This window comes from Sphaerisporangium rufum (genome assembly GCF_016863395.1).
Classification (GTDB): Bacteria; Actinomycetota; Actinomycetes; order Streptosporangiales; family Streptosporangiaceae; genus Sphaerisporangium; species Sphaerisporangium rufum.
In genome coordinates, this window is the sequence record NZ_BOOU01000063.1 from 1 (window position 1) to 16,096 (window position 16,096).

Annotated in this window: 16 protein-coding genes; 11 read left to right on the forward strand and 5 right to left on the reverse strand. The window is 73.4% G+C overall.

The features are described from left to right. The first annotated feature begins 269 nt into the window (after positions 1-269). Positions 270-1,268 (forward strand): sporulation protein, encoded by a 999-nt coding sequence (locus Sru01_RS23510; RefSeq protein WP_203989896.1) that lies wholly within the window; start codon positions 270-272, stop codon positions 1,266-1,268. Between the two features lie 81 nt (positions 1,269-1,349). Here the strand turns inward: Sru01_RS23510 and Sru01_RS23515 are convergent, their stop codons facing one another. Further along, the gene (locus Sru01_RS23515) at positions 1,350-1,736 is read right to left on the reverse strand and encodes a VOC family protein (RefSeq protein WP_203989898.1); all 387 of its coding nucleotides are present in this window, start codon (positions 1,734-1,736) and stop codon (positions 1,350-1,352) included. 144 nt (positions 1,737-1,880) lie between these two features. Between Sru01_RS23515 and Sru01_RS23520 the strand changes: the two genes are divergently transcribed. Together Sru01_RS23520 and Sru01_RS23525 are read left to right on the forward strand one after the other, a co-directional pair. Continuing rightward, positions 1,881-2,552, forward strand: coding sequence for a DUF899 domain-containing protein (locus Sru01_RS23520; protein ID WP_203989899.1), 672 nt, complete (start codon positions 1,881-1,883; stop codon positions 2,550-2,552). Between the two features lie 10 nt (positions 2,553-2,562). Further along, positions 2,563-3,084 carry a pyridoxamine 5'-phosphate oxidase family protein gene (locus Sru01_RS23525; RefSeq protein ID WP_203989900.1) on the forward strand — a complete coding sequence of 174 codons (522 nt, stop codon included), beginning with the start codon at positions 2,563-2,565 and terminating at the stop codon, positions 3,082-3,084. A 116-nt stretch (positions 3,085-3,200) separates the two neighbouring features. Here the strand turns inward: Sru01_RS23525 and Sru01_RS23530 are convergent, their stop codons facing one another. Together Sru01_RS23530 and Sru01_RS23535 are read right to left on the reverse strand one after the other, a co-directional pair. After that, entirely contained in the window at positions 3,201-5,525 is a 2,325-nt protein-coding gene (locus Sru01_RS23530; protein WP_203989901.1) for a HelD family protein, read from the reverse strand. A gap of 159 nt (positions 5,526-5,684) precedes the next feature. Beyond that, positions 5,685-6,146 (reverse strand): STAS domain-containing protein, encoded by a 462-nt coding sequence (locus tag Sru01_RS23535; RefSeq protein ID WP_307812077.1) that lies wholly within the window; start codon positions 6,144-6,146, stop codon positions 5,685-5,687. 51 nt (positions 6,147-6,197) lie between these two features. On the opposite strand from Sru01_RS23535, the gene Sru01_RS23540 reads away from it, so the two are divergent. From Sru01_RS23540 to Sru01_RS23575, 8 genes are all read left to right on the forward strand, one after another. Next, the gene (locus Sru01_RS23540) at positions 6,198-8,003 is read left to right on the forward strand and encodes a glycosyltransferase family 2 protein (RefSeq protein ID WP_203989903.1); all 1,806 of its coding nucleotides are present in this window, start codon (positions 6,198-6,200) and stop codon (positions 8,001-8,003) included. Between the two features lie 108 nt (positions 8,004-8,111). Further along, a complete protein-coding gene (locus Sru01_RS23545) occupies positions 8,112-9,155 on the forward strand; it encodes an energy-coupling factor ABC transporter permease (RefSeq protein WP_203989904.1) in 1,044 nt (347 codons plus the stop codon). Between the two features lie 47 nt (positions 9,156-9,202). Continuing rightward, entirely contained in the window at positions 9,203-9,919 is a 717-nt protein-coding gene (cbiQ, locus tag Sru01_RS23550; protein ID WP_307812078.1) for a cobalt ECF transporter T component CbiQ, read from the forward strand. Continuing rightward, positions 9,916-10,674, forward strand: coding sequence for an energy-coupling factor ABC transporter ATP-binding protein (locus Sru01_RS23555; protein ID WP_203989906.1), 759 nt, complete (start codon positions 9,916-9,918; stop codon positions 10,672-10,674). The genes cbiQ and Sru01_RS23555 overlap by 4 nt, the downstream gene beginning before the upstream one ends. A 137-nt stretch (positions 10,675-10,811) precedes the next feature. Then, positions 10,812-11,153, forward strand: a complete 342-nt coding sequence (locus Sru01_RS23560) for an STAS domain-containing protein (RefSeq protein WP_203989907.1) — start codon at positions 10,812-10,814, stop codon at positions 11,151-11,153. A gap of 47 nt (positions 11,154-11,200) precedes the next feature. Then, the gene (locus Sru01_RS23565) at positions 11,201-11,974 is read left to right on the forward strand and encodes an SDR family NAD(P)-dependent oxidoreductase (protein WP_203989908.1); all 774 of its coding nucleotides are present in this window, start codon (positions 11,201-11,203) and stop codon (positions 11,972-11,974) included. 18 nt (positions 11,975-11,992) lie between these two features. Then, a complete protein-coding gene (locus tag Sru01_RS23570) occupies positions 11,993-12,757 on the forward strand; it encodes a crotonase/enoyl-CoA hydratase family protein (RefSeq protein ID WP_203989909.1) in 765 nt (254 codons plus the stop codon). Between the two features lie 145 nt (positions 12,758-12,902). Then, complete coding sequence (locus Sru01_RS23575; RefSeq protein ID WP_203989913.1) at positions 12,903-13,547, forward strand: rhomboid family intramembrane serine protease; 645 nt, start codon at positions 12,903-12,905, stop codon at positions 13,545-13,547. 48 nt (positions 13,548-13,595) lie between these two features. On the opposite strand, the gene serC is transcribed toward Sru01_RS23575, so the two are convergent. Next, the gene (serC, locus tag Sru01_RS23580; RefSeq protein ID WP_203989914.1) at positions 13,596-14,708 is read right to left on the reverse strand and encodes a phosphoserine transaminase; all 1,113 of its coding nucleotides are present in this window, start codon (positions 14,706-14,708) and stop codon (positions 13,596-13,598) included. 175 nt (positions 14,709-14,883) lie between these two features. Beyond that, a complete protein-coding gene (locus Sru01_RS23585; protein WP_203989915.1) occupies positions 14,884-15,990 on the reverse strand; it encodes a citrate synthase 2 in 1,107 nt (368 codons plus the stop codon). Between the last annotated feature and the right edge of the window lie 106 nt (positions 15,991-16,096).

Consider the following 16,096-nt stretch of genomic DNA (forward strand, 5'->3'; position numbering starts at 1 on the left):
GCCGCCGTCCGGCCGGTCGAGTGCCGCGGTCCGGCCGGTCGAGTGCCGCGGTCCGGCCGGTCGAGTGCCGCGGTCCGGCCGGTCGAGTGCCGCGGCGCGCACCGGGCCGGCCGGCCAGGCCACCCGGCATACGCCTCATAGGTCGTCAAACCATGACAGGGTGCCTGACCAGCCGGGACAGGTTTCCGTGCCGGCGGAACCGGGCCGCCGAGCTGATCGTTGAGGGGGCGGCTGTGCCAAGCCACCAACTTCGACAGAGAGAGCGAGCCGTGGTCTTCAAAAGGATGCTGGGCGCCTTCGGTGTGGGCGCCCCCTCGGTGGACACCGTCCTGGCCGCCCCGCGGATCCGGCCCGGCGGCATGCTGGCCGGGGAGGTACGCCTGAACGGCGGCGAGTTCGACGCGGAGATCGAGCACATCACCCTCGGCCTGGTGGCCAAGGTGGAGGTCGAGCACGGCGAGGGCGAGGGCGTCGGGATCGGCGAGTTCGCCCGTGCCCAGGTCTCCGGCCCGTTCACCCTGCGCAAGGGTGAGGACCGCGTGATCGGCTTCCAGGTCCCGGTGCCCTGGGAGATCCCGATCAGCGAGATCGACGGGCACCACCTGGCCGGCATGGCCCTCGGCGTGCGCACCGAGCTGGCCATCGCCAAGGCGGTCGACAAGGGCGACCTGGACATGGTCGAGGTCGAGCCGCTGCCCTCCCAGCTGGCGATCCTCTCGGCGTTCCCCCGGCTCGGCTTCCGGTTCAAGTCCGCGGACCTGGAGGCCGGTCACCTGTTCGGCGTGCGCCAGGAGCTGCCGTTCTACCAGGAGATCGAGTTCTACGCGCCGCCGGAGCACGCCGCCACGGTAGGCGAGGTCGAGCTGACCTTCGTGGCCTCCCCGGCCGGGCTGGAGGTGATCCTGGAGGCGGACAAGGCGGGCGGCCGGTACTCCGGCGACGCCGTCGGCCGCTTCCAGGTGAGCCACCAGGACGCGCCGGCCACCGACTGGGTGGCCGAGCTCGGCCGCTGGCTGTCCGGGCTCGCCGGGTACGGCGGCCATCACGGCGGCCATCACGGCGGGTACGGTCACCCCGAGCACTACGACGACCACGGCGGATACGGCCACCACGGCCACCACGGGCACCATGGCCACCACAGCGGTCCCGGGCTGGGCGCGGTGGCGGCGGCCGGCGCGCTGGGCGTGGCCGGCGGCCTGGTCGCCGGCGAGGTGGTCGAGGAGATCTTCGAGAGCGACGAGGAGGAGAGCGAGGGCGGCGACTGGTAGCCCGCCCCGCACGGGTACGGGCCGTCGCCGGGACCCGGCGGCGGCCCGTGGTCCTGCCGCCCCGCTCCCACGGGTCCGGTGTCAGCGGATCCAGAGGCAGAAGGGGTGGCCGTCCGGGTCCAGGTACACCCGGACGTCGTCCTGCGGCTGGAAGTCGGCAAGGGTGGCGCCCGCGGCCGCCGCGTGCGCCCCGGCGGCGGCCAGGTCGTCGACCTCGATGTCCAGGTGCATCATCATCTGCGGGTCGCCCGGCCCGGCCGGCCACGCCGGCCGAACGTAGGCGCGCTCGGTCTGGAAGGAGAGGCCGGCGCCGCCGCCGGGCGGCCGGAGCGTCACCCACTCGGGCTCGTCGCTCTCGATCTCCCAGCCGAGCAGCCGCCGGTAGAAGTCCGCGAGCCCATGCGGATCAGGGGTGTCGAGCACGGTGGCGGTGAGCCGGAACCGTGGTCGTGGGTGATTCGCCGCCATGCCGCCTCCCGGGAATCGCACTACGTGGCGCCTCCTGCCCGTCGATCATCACACCACACCCGCGATCCCAATGGGTTCCCTGAAGAAACTCGCCCTGCTATGGTCCTTCTTGTAAGTTTCTTGAAGGAACTCGAAGGAGGCGGGATGAACAGTCCCGAGGTCGTGGCCGAGCCGGACTGGCAGCGGGCGCGGCAGGCCCTGCTGGTCAAGGAGAAGGAGCTGACCCGGGCACTGGACGGGCTGGCCGCCGAGCGCCGCCGGCTGCCCATGGTGCGGGTGGACAAGGAGTACGCGTTCGACGGGCCGGACGGTCCCGCCTCCCTGCTCGACCTGTTCGCCGGGCGGCGGCAGCTGATCGTCTATACCTATATGTGGCACGGCACCGGCGACTACTGCTCGGGCTGCGCGATGTTCACCGACAACGTCGGGCACCTCGCCCACCTGCATGCCCGCGACACCTCTCTGGTGCTCGCCTCGAACGGCCCGCTCGCCGAGATCCTGCCGTTCAAGGAGCGGATGGGCTGGACCATCCCCTGGTACTCCACCGTGGGCGGTGACTTCAATGCCGACATGGGGGTCGCGGACGGGTTCGGGCTGAACGTCTTCCTGCGGGACGGCGCGGAGATGTTCCGCACCTACTCCACCACCCGCCGGGGTGTCGAGCGGCTGGGCAGCGGCTGGACCTTCCTCGATCTCACCCCGTTCGGCCGGCAGGAGACCTGGGAGGACTCGCCGGCCGGGACACCGCGCACCGAGCCCTACCGGTGGTGGCGCCTGCACGACGAGTACGACCACCCGACCCCCGCCCGTCGATGAGGAGGCGCTGATGAGCGTGACGACCCCCGTGGCCGAGCCGCTGTTCCGGCCGCAGGACGCCGTGCCGATGAGCACCGACCCGGCCACCGTGAAGCCCTGGGCCGAGGCGGAGGCCGTGCTGCGCGGCGCGCCGAAGGTCTGGCTGTCCACCGTGCGGCCCGGCGGCCGGCCGCACGCCGCCCCGGTGATGTTCGCCTGGGCCGGCGGGGCGATCTGCGTGGCGAGCCGCCCGGGCTCGCGCAAGGGCCGCAACCTCGCCGCCGACGGCCGGTGCGTCATCACCGTCTCCGGTGACACGCTGGACCTGGTCGTCGAGGGCGACGCCGGCCGGGTGACCGACCCGGCCGGCCAGCGGGAGATCATCGCCGCGATCCAGGAGAAGTACGGCTGGCCGCTGACCATGCGCGACGGCTCCGTGCACGACGACGGCCTGCCGGGCGGGCCGGAGTACGGCTGCTACCGGATCACCCCGGTCCGCGCCTTCGGCTACGGCCCGGACGGCCTGACCGCGACCCGCTGGCGCTTCGGCTGACCCTGCCCATCAGGCGGCCGGCCTCCCGGACGGGGTGCCCCGGAACCGGCCCCGCGCGTCGATCCGCGGCGCGACCACCCTCATCCTCCTGGCCCAGGAAGTCCCTGAGCCTGCGGTCAGGGGCGGCTGCCGGCGGAGCCCAGGCGGGTGAGCATGGGGGGGAGGTCGGTGTGGTGCAGGACGGTGAGGCGGCGGGTGGCCCGGGTGAGGGCGACGTAGAGGTCCTGGCCGCCCTTGGGCGACTGCGCGAGGATCTCGTCCGGCGCCAGCACGACGACCGCGTCGAACTCCAGGCCCTTGGCCCGGGTGACGGTGAGCACCGCGGCGGGGGAGTCCAGGACGTCGTCGGCGCCGCCGGCCGCGGCGTCGGGCAGCAGTGCGGCGATCTCGGCGTGCCGGGCGTCCGGCACCAGGACGGCGAGCCGTCCTTCGCCGATCTCGGCGAGTTCGGCGGCGACCAGGGCGGGCAGCACGCGCGGCAGCTCGTCCCGGCCGGCGCGCACGGCCCGGGGCGGGGCCTCGCCGTCGCGGACCGAGAGCGGCGGCTGCTGGCCGGGCGCGACGGCGGCCAGCACGTCCGCGGCGACGGTCATGATCTCGGCGGGCGTGCGGTAGTTGACCAGCAGCCGCGCCTCCCGCCACCGGCCCTTGACGTACGGGTCGAGCATCTCGCCCCACGAGCGGGCGCCGGCCGCCGAGCCGGTCTGCGCGATGTCGCCGACCACGGTCAGGGACCGCGCCGGGATCCGGCGCATGACGGCGCGCCAGGCCATCGCGGACAGTTCCTGCGCCTCGTCCACGATCACGTGCCCGTACACCCAGCTCCGGTCGCGCTCGGCCCGCTCGGCGGTGGTCAGCGACTCGGTGGCGGCGTGCCGTTCGGCCAGCGCCCCGGCGTCCATCATGTCCGCGGCGCCGGTGGTGTAGAGCACCTCGCGGGCGAACAGGTGGTCCTCGGCGCGGCGGGTCTCCTCGGCCCGGCGCCGGGCCGCGCGGCCGGCCGAGTCGTCCACCCCGAGGAGCTCGGCGGCCTCGTCGAGCAGCGGGACGTCCCCGACGGTCCACGGCGCGCCGGCCGCCCGCAGCAGTGCCGATCGTTCCGGCCCGTCCAGCACCGGCGCGCCGCCGCCGTCGGGGACGCAGGCGGCGCGCAGCGCGTCCGGATCGCTCAGCAGCCCGTCCAGCAGGCCCTCAGGGGTGAGTTCCGGCCACAGCGCGTCCAGCGCGCGGCGCACCTCGGGGGTGCGCCACAGCGCGGCCCGGGCGTAGTGCAGATCATGGTCGTCCATCGGGCGGTCCAGTTGCTCGGCCTCGTCCAGCGCGAGCCCGGTGAGCGCCGAGTCGACGAACAGCTTGCGCGCGACGTTGTGCGGGTTGCGCACCGCCCGCGCGCGGTCCCGGGCGTGCACGCAGGACGCGTGGTCCAGCCGGATCTCCATCCGCTCGACCACCACCTCGACACCGCCGCGGACCGAGGTGCGGGTGGGGATCGGCACCGTCAGATCGCCGTCCGGCACCCGCTGCCGGTCGCGGACGGCGCCGCGCAGGACCTGGACCATCCGCGGGTCGCCCTTGACGACCGCGGTGTCCGGCCGGTCGGCCGCGGCGGCGCGCACTCCCGGGTACAGGCCGCCCATGGTGGTCAGCACGACGTCGGTCTCGCCGAGGGAGGGCAGCACCTGGCCGATGTACCGCAGGAACATGGAGTTGGGCCCGATCACCAGGATGCCGCGCCGGGCGAGGGTGTCGCGGTGCGCGTAGAGCAGGTAGGCGGCCCGGTGCAGCGCGGCCACCGTCTTGCCGGTGCCCGGGCCGCCCTGGACGACCAGTGCTCCGGGCATGCCGGAGCGGATCACCTGGTCCTGCTCGGCCTGGATGGTGGCCACCACGTCGCCCATCCGCCCGGTGCGCCCGCGCCGGAGCGCGGCCAGCAGGGCGGCCTCGCCGACGAGGGTGCGGCGGTCCGGCTCGCTCATCCGGGACAGGTCGAAGACCTCGTCGTCCAGGCCGACCACGGTCCGCCCCCGGGTGTGCAGGTGGCGGCGGCGGACCAGCGGACCGGGGTCGCTCGGGGTGGCGGTGTAGAACGGCCGGGCGGCGGGGGCGCGCCAGTCGATCAGGACCAGCTCGTCGTCCTCGCCGCGCAGCCCGGTCCGGCCGATGTAGAAGGTGTCGCCGGCGGCCTCGTCGATCCGGCCGAAGCACAGGCCGCGCTCGACCGCGGACAGCCGGGCGGCGCGGGCGGCGTGCTCGTGCGCGGCGACGTCGCGCTCCAGCCGGGCCTGGTGGGTCCCGCCGGGCGTGCCGCGGCCGTGCTCGGCGCGCAGCGCGACCTCGGCCCGCTCACGTTCCCGGTCCAGGCAGGTGTACAGCATGGTGACGTAGTCCTGCTCGGCGCGCAGCGCGGCGGCGCGAGCGGTCTCGGTGGCACGGCCTACCATTGGTGTGGTATACTCCTCGTAGGAATGACTGTGCGCTCTTCTAAAGCGCAGTCAAGTTCCCCAGCATACCCGATCTTGCGTACGCCGCCGGCGGCGCCGGAACCCGTGCCGTTCCGACGCCCGTTCCATTCCCCCGCTCGGCCCCGTCCGGGCCGCCGGTCACGCCGCCTGGAAGCCCGCCAGCGCGTCATCCAGGGTCGGATGGACCTCGAAGTGGTGGTCGAGGTTGGTGATCGTGAGCAGCCTGGTGATCATGCCGTCCGGCGGCACGACCAGCACGACCCGCCCGCCCATCTGTCGAACGGTGTTATAGGTGTGCACCAGCAGGCCCAGCCCGAGGCTGTCGCAGAACGTGGTGCGGGTCAGGTCCAGGGTCAGGCACGGCGGGCGCATGCCGTCGATCACCGTCTCGAGTTCGGCGCGGACCCGGGGGACCGCCGTCATGTCGAGCTCGCCGGAGATCTCGACCACTACGCATGGTCCCTGATGCCTGCACGTGACCTGAAGCCCTGTCTGGCGAGCTGGAAAAGCCATGTCGTCACCTCCGCACTGCCACGTTACCCAGGCAAAACGGTAATAAGCACATGCCGCCAAACCGGCTGGTGAGTCACCGGATGCCATCCGGTGGTTTGCCCGGCGCGGCCCCCGTCCACGGTTACATAATGATTCCCAATGGAAACGGAAAGTAGCCGGCGCGTCGACGTCAGCATCGTAGTGCCCGTCCACAACTGCCGCCCCTACCTCGATCGCTGCCTCACCTCGCTGCTCCGCCAGCAGGTGAGCAAGGAGATCATCGTCGTGGACGACGGCTCGACCGACGGCGGCCGCGATCTGCTCGCCGACTACGCGGCGAGGTTCCCCGAGATCAGGGTCACCTATCAGCCCGCCTCCGGCGGGGCGGGCCGGCCGCGCAACCGGGCCGTCGCGCAGGCGGCCGGCCGGTACGTCTTCTTCTGCGACGCCGACGACCACCTCGGGCCGGAGGCGCTGCCGCGCATGCTCGCGATGGCCGACCGCAACGGCTCCGACATCGTGCTCGGCAAGCTGGTCGGGCACGGCCGGCCGGTGCCGGCCTCCATGTTCCGGGAGAACCTCGATCGCGCCCCGCTGGGCGAGACGACGGTCTACAACGCGCTCACCTGCTTCAAGCTGTTCCGCCGGGAGATGCTGACCCGGCACGGCATCCGGTTCGACGAGTCGCTGCGGGTGGGGGAGGACATCGCGTTCTCGGTGCACGCCTACTGCCACGCCGAGACGATCTCGGTGGTGGCCGACCACGACTGCTATCACCTGGTCGCCCGGCCGGACGGCAGCAGCATCATGCAGCAGCCGGGCAGCCGTGACCCGGTCGGCTGGCTGCGGATGATCCGCGGGCCGATCGAGCTGATGGCCCGGCACATCCCGCCCGGGCCGCTGCGCGATCACCTGCTGCGGCGCCATTTCCGGTTCGACGTGCTCGCCCAACTCGGCGCCCCGTTCCTGGCCGCCGGCCCGGCCGACCGCCGGCTCATCGTGCAGGAGGTGGCCGAGATGTGCGCCGGCTGGCTGACCGACGGGGTGCTGGAGCGGCTGCGGCCCATCGACCGGCTGCGAGCCGCCTCGCTGGGCGACCAGGGGCGGCTGGTGCGGATCGCCCGGGTGGAGACCGCCGGGTTCCACCGCCGGCTGCTCGGGCTGCGCTGGTCCGGCGACCGGCTCGAGGTGTCCGGCCGGGCGTACCTCGCCGACTCGTGGAACGGCGTGACCGTCGGCCTGCTGCTGCGCGAGCGCGCCACCCGGGCCGAGCGGCGGGTCCCGGTCTCGGCGGTGGCCGACGTGTTCGTCGGCGGCATCGAGGTCGCCCGGCTGCCCTCCGGGGTCTGGGATGTCCACCTGGTCATCGCCTGTGAAGGCGTCCGGCGGGTGGCGCGGTTCGGCGCCGACCGCGAGCCCGGCGTGACCGGGCCGGGTGTCCGGCTGGCCGGTGGCGCCGCCGCCACGCCGTACTTCACCCGGCCGCACGGCAACCTCAGCATCGACGTCGGCGGGCACGTGACGCCGGTGCCGGGCGCGGCGCGGCTGACCCGGGCGCGCTGGGCCGGCAAGGGCACGCTCTTCCTCACCGGCACGGTCGTGGTCGGCGACGATCATCCGGCGGCCGGCCACCTGCGCCAGATCGTCTGGCGCGAGCGGTCCTCCGGCCGCGAGCGGCGGGTGCCGGCCGCCGCCGACGGCCCGGCGGGGTTCGCCGCCGCCGCGCCGCTCGACGTGCCGGGCGTCTGGGAGGCGGATCTGGAGCTCGACCTGGGCGGCCCGCCGGTGCGCTACCCGGTGCTCGTCGGGGACGCCGACCTCGGCGGGGGGGACGCCTGGTGGCGCGGGCGCCGCCGCTGGCAGGCGCGGGCCCGGCCGTCCAAGGTGCGGCGCCGCCTGGTGGTGGTCGTCCGGGCCTGCGGGCCGCGGGCGGTGGTGCGCCGCTCGTTGCGCGCGGTCCGCTGACCCCGGCCGGTGCCCGGCTTCCTGGCGATTTCCGGTTAATGCGAATTCTTTGCAACTACTGCGGGATGACCTAGTGTGGGCGCCAGCGGATCCAACGGAAGGCTCGCAGTGCACGTACCAGACGGTTTCTTCAACGCGCCGGTGTCCGTCGCCGCCGGCGCCGTCGCGGCGGGCGGTCTCGGCCTGTGCCTGCGCGGGGCCCGGCGCGAACTCGACGACCGCACGGCGCCGATGGCCGGCCTGGTCGCCGCGTTCGTGTTCGCCGCGCAGATGCTCAACTTCCCGGTGGCGGCCGGCACCAGCGGGCACCTGCTAGGCGGCACGCTGGCCGCCGTGCTGGTCGGGCCGTACACGGCGGTGCTGTGCGTCGCGGTGGTGCTCATCGTGCAGGCGTTCTTCTTCGCCGACGGCGGCATCACCGCGCTCGGGGTCAACATCACCCTGATGGGCATCGTGGCGACCGTGGCCGGTTACGCGCTGTTCCGCCTGATCATGCGGGCCGCCCCGCGCCGCCGGGCCGTGGTGCCGGTCGCCGCGTTCGCCGGCGCCGCGCTGTCGGTGCCGATCACCGCGCTGGCCTTCACCGGCCTGTTCTGGCTGGGCGGCACCGCGCCGCTCGACGTCTCGTCGGTCGCGCTGGCGATGGTCGGCGTGCACGTCCTCATCGGCCTCGGCGAAGGGCTGATCACCGCGCTCACCGTGAGCAGCGTGCTCGCCGTCCGGCCCGACCTGGTGTACGGGGCCCGCGGCACGGCCGCGCCGCTGGTGCTGCGTACGGCGGGCGGCGAGTCCGAGGTGGCCGCGCCGCCGGTCGCGCCGGCCCCGGCGCCCGGACGCGCGGGCCTGCGCCCCGTGCTGGCCGGCGGCGCGCTGGTCGCGGTGCTGCTGGCCGGCGTGGCGTCCTTCTACGCCTCGGCCAGCCCGGACGGCCTGGAGAAGGTCGCGCAGGACAAGGGGCTGAACGCCCAGGAGCAGGATCATCCGCTCGGCGGCGGCCCGCTCGCCGACTACGGTGTCAAGGGCGTGGCGAGCGAGCGGCTGTCGGTCGGGGTGGCCGGCGTGGCCGGGGTCGGCATCACGCTCCTGGCCGGCGGCGCGGTGTTCTACGCGGTGCGCCGCCGCGGCCGGAGCGCCCAGCGGGCCCGGGCCTAGTGGGCGCTGGGCACCATCACCGGCTGTATCGGCCGGGGGACACCGTGGTGCACCGGCTGCCGCCGCAGTGCAAGCTGCTCGCGGTGGCCGCGTTCGCCGTGGTGGTGGTCGCCACGCCGCGCGAGGCGCTGTGGGCCTTCGCCGCCTACGCGCTGATGCTCGCCGCGGTGGCCGCGGCCGCGCGGGTGCCGGCCGGCTTCGTGCTGCGGCGGATGGCGATCGAGATCCCCTTCGTGATCTTCGCGGTCGCGCTGCCGGTGATCGGGCTGGGCGAGCGGGTGCAGGTGCTCGGCCTCTCGCTCAGCGCCGAAGGGCTGTGGGCGGCGTGGAACATCCTGGCCAAGGCGACGCTCGGCGTGGTGGCCAGCGTCCTGCTGGCGGCCACCACCGAGCCGCACGCCATGCTGATCGGCGCGCGGCGGCTGCGGCTGCCGGCGCTGCTGGTGCAGATCGCCACCTTCATGCTCCGCTACCTGGACGTGATCCTCGACGAGATGCGCCGGATGCGCGTCGCCCGCGAGTCACGCGCCTTCGCCGCGCGGGACGTCCGGCACGTGCCGGTGCTCGCCCGGTCGGCGGGCGCGCTGTTCATCCGTTCTTACGAGCGCGGCGAGCGGGTGCACCTGGCCATGCTCAGCAGGGGGTATACCGGGACGATGCCCGTCATCGACGATATCGGCGCCTCGGCGGCGCAGTGGGCCACCGCCGCGCTGCTGCCGGTCGCCGCGCTGGCGACCGCCGCCACCTCCTGGAGCATGGGATGACCGTGACCGCCGGGCCGCCCTCGCTACGGGTCCGCGAGCTGGCGTACGCCTATCCCGACGGAACCCAGGCGCTGTTCGGCGTCGATCTGGCCATCGGCCGCGGCGAGCGGGTGGCGCTGCTCGGGCCGAACGGCGCGGGCAAGACCACGCTGGTGATGCATCTCAACGGCATCCTCACCCCCGGGCACGGCTCGGTGGAGGTGGCCGGCCTGCCGGTCGGGCCGGACACGCTGCGCGAGATCCGCCGGCGGGTGGGCCTGGTCTTCCAGGACCCCGACGACCAGCTGTTCATGCCGACGGTGCGGCAGGACGTCGCCTTCGGACCGGCCAACCTCGGCGTGCGCGGCGCGGAGCTGGACGCGCGGGTCCGCGAGGCGCTGGAGCTGGTGGGGCTGCCGGAGGTCGCCGACCGGCCGCCGCACCACCTGTCGTTCGGCCAGCGCCGCCGGGTGGCGGTGGCCACGGTGCTCGCCATGCGGCCGGAGATCCTGGTGCTGGACGAGCCGTCGTCCAACCTGGACCCGGCGGCCCGCCGCGAGCTGGCCGAGATCCTGCGGTCGCTGGACGTCACGGTGCTGATGGTCACGCACGACCTGCCGTACGCGCTGGAGCTGTGCGAGCGGTCGCTCATCCTGTCCGGCGGCGTCATCGCCGCGGACGGGCCGACCGGCGAGGTGCTGGCCGACGCCGAACTGCTCGCCGCGCACCGGCTGGAGCTGCCGTACGGCTTCGCGGTCGCGCCGCGGCCGGGCTGACCGCCGCCCGGCAACCCCGGCGGCGCCGCGGTTTCGGGTGCGGCGTCGCCTTACGCCCCCGATCGGCCGATCTTTACGCCGAGGTGCCGCCGTCCCGGCGAATGCGAAGTAAAGTGAGCCCGCGAGGAGGTGCCGACATGAAGCTGCGGCTGGCGCGGCGCGCGTTCGGGGGCGCGGTCGTCGTCGCCGTCGAGGGCGAGCTCGACCTGTTCACGGCGCCGTTCCTGCGCGACGAGATCCGCGAGGCCGTCCGGCAGGACGGCAGCCGGCTCGTCCTCGATCTCACCGGGCTGTCCTTCATGGACTCCAGCGGGTTGTCGGTGCTGATCGAGGCCTGGCGGCTGACCACCGGCGACGGCGGGGGCGTGTCGCTGGCCGCGCCGCAGCCTCCGGTGGCGCGCATCCTCCGGACCACCGGCCTGGATCGCCGCATAAAGGTCTATTCGGACGTGGACGCGGCGGTCACCGCCGAGATTTGAGCCACCCCCAGTAGAACTTCATTCGGTTGCCCGTTAGGGTCCAGGTTATGGACCTGAACGGAGCAGCAGCAATCATCTCCGGCGGTGCGAGCGGCCTCGGCGAGGCGACCGCGCGCGAGCTCGCCGCCGCCGGCGCCACCGTCGTCGTCGCCGACCTGAACGCCGAGCGCGGCAAGGCCGTCGCCGACGAGCTCGGCGGCGTCTTCGTGCAGACCGACGTCTCCGACGAGGCCTCGGTCCAGGCCGCCGTGGACGCTGCGGTTGCGACCGGCCGGCCGCTGCGCGCGGTGATCAACAGCGCCGGCATCGGCTGGGCCGCCCGCACGGTCGGCCGGGACGGCTCGCCGCACGACCTGGCGAGCTACCGCAAGGTGATCGACATCAACCTGATCGGCACCTTCAACCTGATGCGGATCGGCGCCGCCGCGATGGCGAAGACCGAGCCCGCCGACGCCGACAACGCCCGCGGCGTCGTCATCAACACCGCCTCGGTCGCCGGCATCGAAGGGCAGACCGGCCAGGTGGCCTACTCCGCCTCCAAGGGCGGCATCATCGGCATGACGCTGCCGGCCGCGCGCGACCTGGCCGCCATCGGCGTCCGGGTGCTGACCATCTGCCCCGGCATCATCGACACGCCGATCTACGGGTCCGGCGCGGAGTCGGAGGCGTTCAAGGCCAAGCTGGCCGCGCCGGTGCCGTTCCCCAAGCGCATGGGCCGGGCCGGCGAGTTCGGCCACCTGGTCCGCGCCCTGATCGAGAACGACTACATGAACGGCGAGGTCATCCGCTTCGACGGCGGGATCCGCTTCCAGCCCAAGTAGACCCGCGGAGGTCGCAGAGTGTCTGACGAGGTTCTCGTCGAGGTCGACGGCGGCATCGCCGTCATCACGATCAACCGGCCGAAGGCGCGCAACGCCGTCAACGGCGCCGTCGCGCGCCGCGTGGCGGCGGCGCTGGACGAGCTGGAGGAGCGCAAGGACGTCGCGGTGTACGTGCTGACCGGCGCGGGCGGCACGTTCTCGGCGGGCATGGACCTCAAGGGGTTCCTGTCCGGCGACCTTCCGGTGGTCGAGGGCCGCGGGTTCGGCGGCCTGGTGGAGGCGCCGCCACGCAAGCCGATCATCGCGGCGGTGGAGGGGTACGCGCTGGCCGGCGGGTTCGAGCTGGCGCTGTCCTGCGACATCGTGGTGGCCTCTGAGGAGGCGAGGTTCGGCCTGCCCGAGCCCAAGCGAGGGCTGGTGGCCGGTGCGGGCGGCGTGATGCGGCTGCCGCGGCGCATCCCGTACCACGTCGCGATGGAGATCGCGCTGACCGGCGACTTCTATCCGGCGGCCCGGCTGTACGAACTCGGCCTGGTCAACCAGGTGACGCCGGCCGGCGGGGCGCTGGCCGCCGCCAGGGAGCTGGCGGTCCGGATCGCCGCCAACGCCCCGCTGTCGCTGCTGGCCACCAAGCGGGTGCTGGTGGAGTCGGCGGACTGGTCCCGGGAGGAGATGTTCGCCCGGCAGGGAGAGATCATCAACCCGGTCTTCGGGTCCAGGGACGCGATGGAGGGCGCCGCCGCGTTCGCCGAGAAGCGCGCGCCGAACTGGTCCGGGGAGTGATCGGCCCCGGACCCGGCTGACCCGGGAGGGCGCCCGCGATCGGCGGGCGCCTTCTCCGTTTCTGTGGGAAATAAGGAGTAAACCCCGGTTTGCGGGGGCGGGCAGGAGGAAGAAGCGTTCCAACGAGCGTGACAAAAGGAGAGCGATGAGCGACTACCGCACCGGTGTGGCTCCGGCCGGCCGTGCCACGGGCGAGGTGGTCAAGCGGCGCGTGGTCGGGCTGGTCACCGGCGCCCTGGGCGCCGCCATCGTGGTCTCCCTGCTGCTGGCGGTGGAGTGGGCACTGGAGATCGCCGACTACGTGCTGGCGCTCGGCCTCGACCGGTACGGCATCGTCTCCCATGACCCGCAAGGGCTCGGCGGCATCCTGTTCGCGCCGTTCCTGCACGCCGGCTTCCCGCACCTGATGGCCAACACCGTGCCGCTGGCGATCCTCGGCTTCCTCGCCGCGCTGCGCGGCATCGGCCGGTTCGTGCTGGCCAGCTTCATCATCATCGTGGTGAGCGGCGTGGGCATCTGGCTGCTCAGCCCGCCCGGGCTGACCGTGGGCGCCAGCGGTCTGGTCTTCGGCTACTTCGGCTACGTCGTCACCCGCGGCCTGTTCGACCGGCACCCGCTGGACATCGTGCTCGGCATCGGCGTCGCGGTGCTGTACTACTCGCTGATCTGGGGGGTGCTCCCCGGCCAGCCGGGCATCTCCTGGCAGGGCCACCTGTTCGGCCTCATCGGCGGCGTGCTCGCCGCCTGGACGCTGCGCCGCCGGGGACGCACCCCGCGCGCGTACGAATGACGCCGCACCCGGCCCGGCGGACCCGGGCCGGGAATGCGGGCGCCTACCTCACAGCCGCTCGACGACGTGGTCGACGCAGGCGGTGAGCGCCTCGACGTCGGCCGGGTCCACCGCCGGGAACATCGCGACCCGCAGCTGGTTGCGGCCGAGCTTGCGGTAGGGCTCGGTGTCCACGATGCCGTTGGCCCGCAGCACCTTGGCGACGGCCGCCGCGTCCACCTCGCCGGTGAAGTCGATCGTGCCCACCACGTTGGAGCGCTGCGCCGGGTCGGCGACGAACGGCGTGGTGTAGGAGGTCTTCTCCGCCCAGGTGTACAGCCGGGTGGCCGAGTCGGCGCTGCGCGCCGTGGTCCAGGCCAGGCCGCCGTTGCCGAGCATCCAGTCGAGCTGGTCGGCCAGCAGGAACAGCGTGGCGATCGCCGGGGTGTTGTAGGTCTGGTCCTTGCGCGAGTTGTCGATCGCGGTGGGCAGGCTGAAGAACTCCGGGATGTACCGCCCGGTGCCCGCGATCTCCTCGACCCGGGCCAGCGCGCGCGGTGAGAACAGCCCGACCCACAGCCCGCCGTCGGAGGCGAAGCTCTTCTGCGGCGCGAAGTAGTAGACGTCGAACTCGCCGGCCTCGACCGGCAGGCCGCCGGCGCCGGAGGTCGCGTCCACCAGCACCAGCGAGTCGTCGCCGCCCACCCGCGCGATCGGCATGGCGACCCCGGTGGAGGTCTCGTTGTGGGTGAGCGCGTAGACGTCCACCCCCTCCTCGGCCCGCGGCAGCGGGTGGGTGCCCGGCTCCGACTTGATCACCGAGGGGTCGGCCAGCCACGGTGCCCGGGCCGCGGCGGTCGCGAACTTCGAGGAGAACTCGCCGAAGTGCAGGTGCTGGGACCGCTCCCGGATCAGCCCGAAGGCCGCGATGTCCCAGAACGCGGTGGTGCCGCCGTTGCCGAGCACGACCTCGTACCCCTCGGGCAGCGAGAACAGGTCGGCCAGACCCTGGCGGACCCGGTGCACCAGGTCCTTCACCGGCTTCTGCCGGTGGGAGGTGCCCATCAGGCTCGCGCCGGCGCCGGCCAGGGCGGCCAGCTGCTCGGAGCGTACTTTCGAGGGCCCGCAGCCGAAACGGCCGTCCGCGGGCTTGATCTCAGCGGGAATCTGGATGTCAGCCACCCGACCAAGCGTAGTGAGCTGCCCCGATGCCCACGCCCCGGGTCCGGATCGTGAGATGTGCGGGCGGGTGGCCGGATATGTCGCGGAGATGGCGTGCTGGACGGCAAAGGCCCGCAACCAGGGCTGCGGGCCTCGTCGGGGGAGCACGGCCCGGAGGCGGGGCCGGGCCGGTCGGTCAGTTCTTGCCGATGACCTCGTCGGCACCGGGGACCTCGCTGATCGAACGCTGCGAGGGACCCACGTACTGCGCGCTGGGGCGGACGAGCCTGCCCGTGCGCTTCTGCTCCAGGATGTGCGCCGCCCAACCGGCGGTGCGGGCGCAGGTGAACATCGAGGTGAACATGTGCGGGGGCACCTCGGCGAAGTCCAGGATGATCGCCGCCCAGAACTCCACGTTGGTGGCGAGCACGCGGTCGGGCTTGCGGGCGTGCAGCTCGGCCAGCGCGGCCTTCTCCAGCGCGCAGGCGACCTCATAGCGGGGCGCGTTCAGCTCCTGCGCGGTGCGGCGCAGCACGCGGGCGCGCGGGTCCTCGGCCCGGTAGACCCGGTGGCCGAAACCCATCAGGCGCTCGCCGCCGTCCAAGGCCTGCTTGACGTAGGCGTCCGCGTCGCCGATGCGCTCGACCTCTTCGATCATGTGCAGCACCCGGGCCGGAGCGCCGCCGTGCAGCGGGCCGGACATGGCGCCCACCGCGCCGGACAGCGCGGCCGCGACGTCCGCGCCGGTGGAGGCGATCACCCGGGCGGTGAAGGTGGAGGCGTTCATGCCGTGCTCGGCGGCGGAGGTCCAGTAGGCGTCGATGGCCTTGACGTGCCGCGGGTCCGGCTCACCCCGCCAGCGGATCATGAATCGCTCGACGATGCTGGACGCCTCGTCGACGCGCGCCTGCGGCACCATCGGCAGGCCGAGACCGCGCGCGGACTGGGCGACGAAGGACAGGGCGGTGACCGAGGCGCGGGCGAGGTCGTCGCGGGCCTGGGTCTCGTCGATGTCGAGCAGCTGGCGGAAACCATAGGCCGGGGCGAGCATGGCAAGGGCGCTCTGCACGTCCACCCGGATGTCACCGGAGTGCACCGGGATCGGATAAGGCTCGGCCGGCGGCAGGCCCGGCTTGAACCGGTTGTCCACCAGCAGGCCCCAGACGTGCCCGAACGAGACGCGACCGACCAGCTCTTCGATGTCGACGCCCCGGTAGCGGAGGGCGCCCCCTTCCTTGTCCGGTTCCGCGATCTCGGTCTCGAACGCTACTACGCCTTCCAGCCCGGGTTTGAAGTCGGACATTCGCGGCCGCCTCCCTTTCTTGAAGTCAAAGCCTTGATGTCGAGATACCGGCGGGTCTTATTCAACCCCCTCGATGGGAGTGCTCCGCCCGCGGACCCTCCGAAAC

Bases quoted from the DNA above. Each gene is read 5' to 3' on its own strand.
- Sru01_RS23565 (WP_203989908.1), top strand. From the start codon at position 11,201: ATGGACCTGAACGGAGCAGCAGCAATCATCTCCGGCGGTGCGAGCGGC.
- Sru01_RS23555 (WP_203989906.1), top strand. From the start codon at position 9,916: ATGACCGTGACCGCCGGGCCGCCCTCGCTACGGGTCCGCGAGCTGGCG.
- Sru01_RS23585 (WP_203989915.1), bottom strand. From the start codon at position 15,990: ATGTCCGACTTCAAACCCGGGCTGGAAGGCGTAGTAGCGTTCGAGACC.
- Sru01_RS23515 (WP_203989898.1), bottom strand. From the start codon at position 1,736: ATGGCGGCGAATCACCCACGACCACGGTTCCGGCTCACCGCCACCGTG.
- Sru01_RS23525 (WP_203989900.1), top strand. From the start codon at position 2,563: ATGAGCGTGACGACCCCCGTGGCCGAGCCGCTGTTCCGGCCGCAGGAC.
- Sru01_RS23560 (WP_203989907.1), top strand. From the start codon at position 10,812: ATGAAGCTGCGGCTGGCGCGGCGCGCGTTCGGGGGCGCGGTCGTCGTC.
- Sru01_RS23530 (WP_203989901.1), bottom strand. From the start codon at position 5,525: ATGGTAGGCCGTGCCACCGAGACCGCTCGCGCCGCCGCGCTGCGCGCC.
- Sru01_RS23535 (WP_307812077.1), bottom strand. From the start codon at position 6,146: ATGGCATCCGGTGACTCACCAGCCGGTTTGGCGGCATGTGCTTATTAC.
- Sru01_RS23540 (WP_203989903.1), top strand. From the start codon at position 6,198: ATGGAAACGGAAAGTAGCCGGCGCGTCGACGTCAGCATCGTAGTGCCC.
- Sru01_RS23520 (WP_203989899.1), top strand. From the start codon at position 1,881: ATGAACAGTCCCGAGGTCGTGGCCGAGCCGGACTGGCAGCGGGCGCGG.
- Sru01_RS23575 (WP_203989913.1), top strand. From the start codon at position 12,903: ATGAGCGACTACCGCACCGGTGTGGCTCCGGCCGGCCGTGCCACGGGC.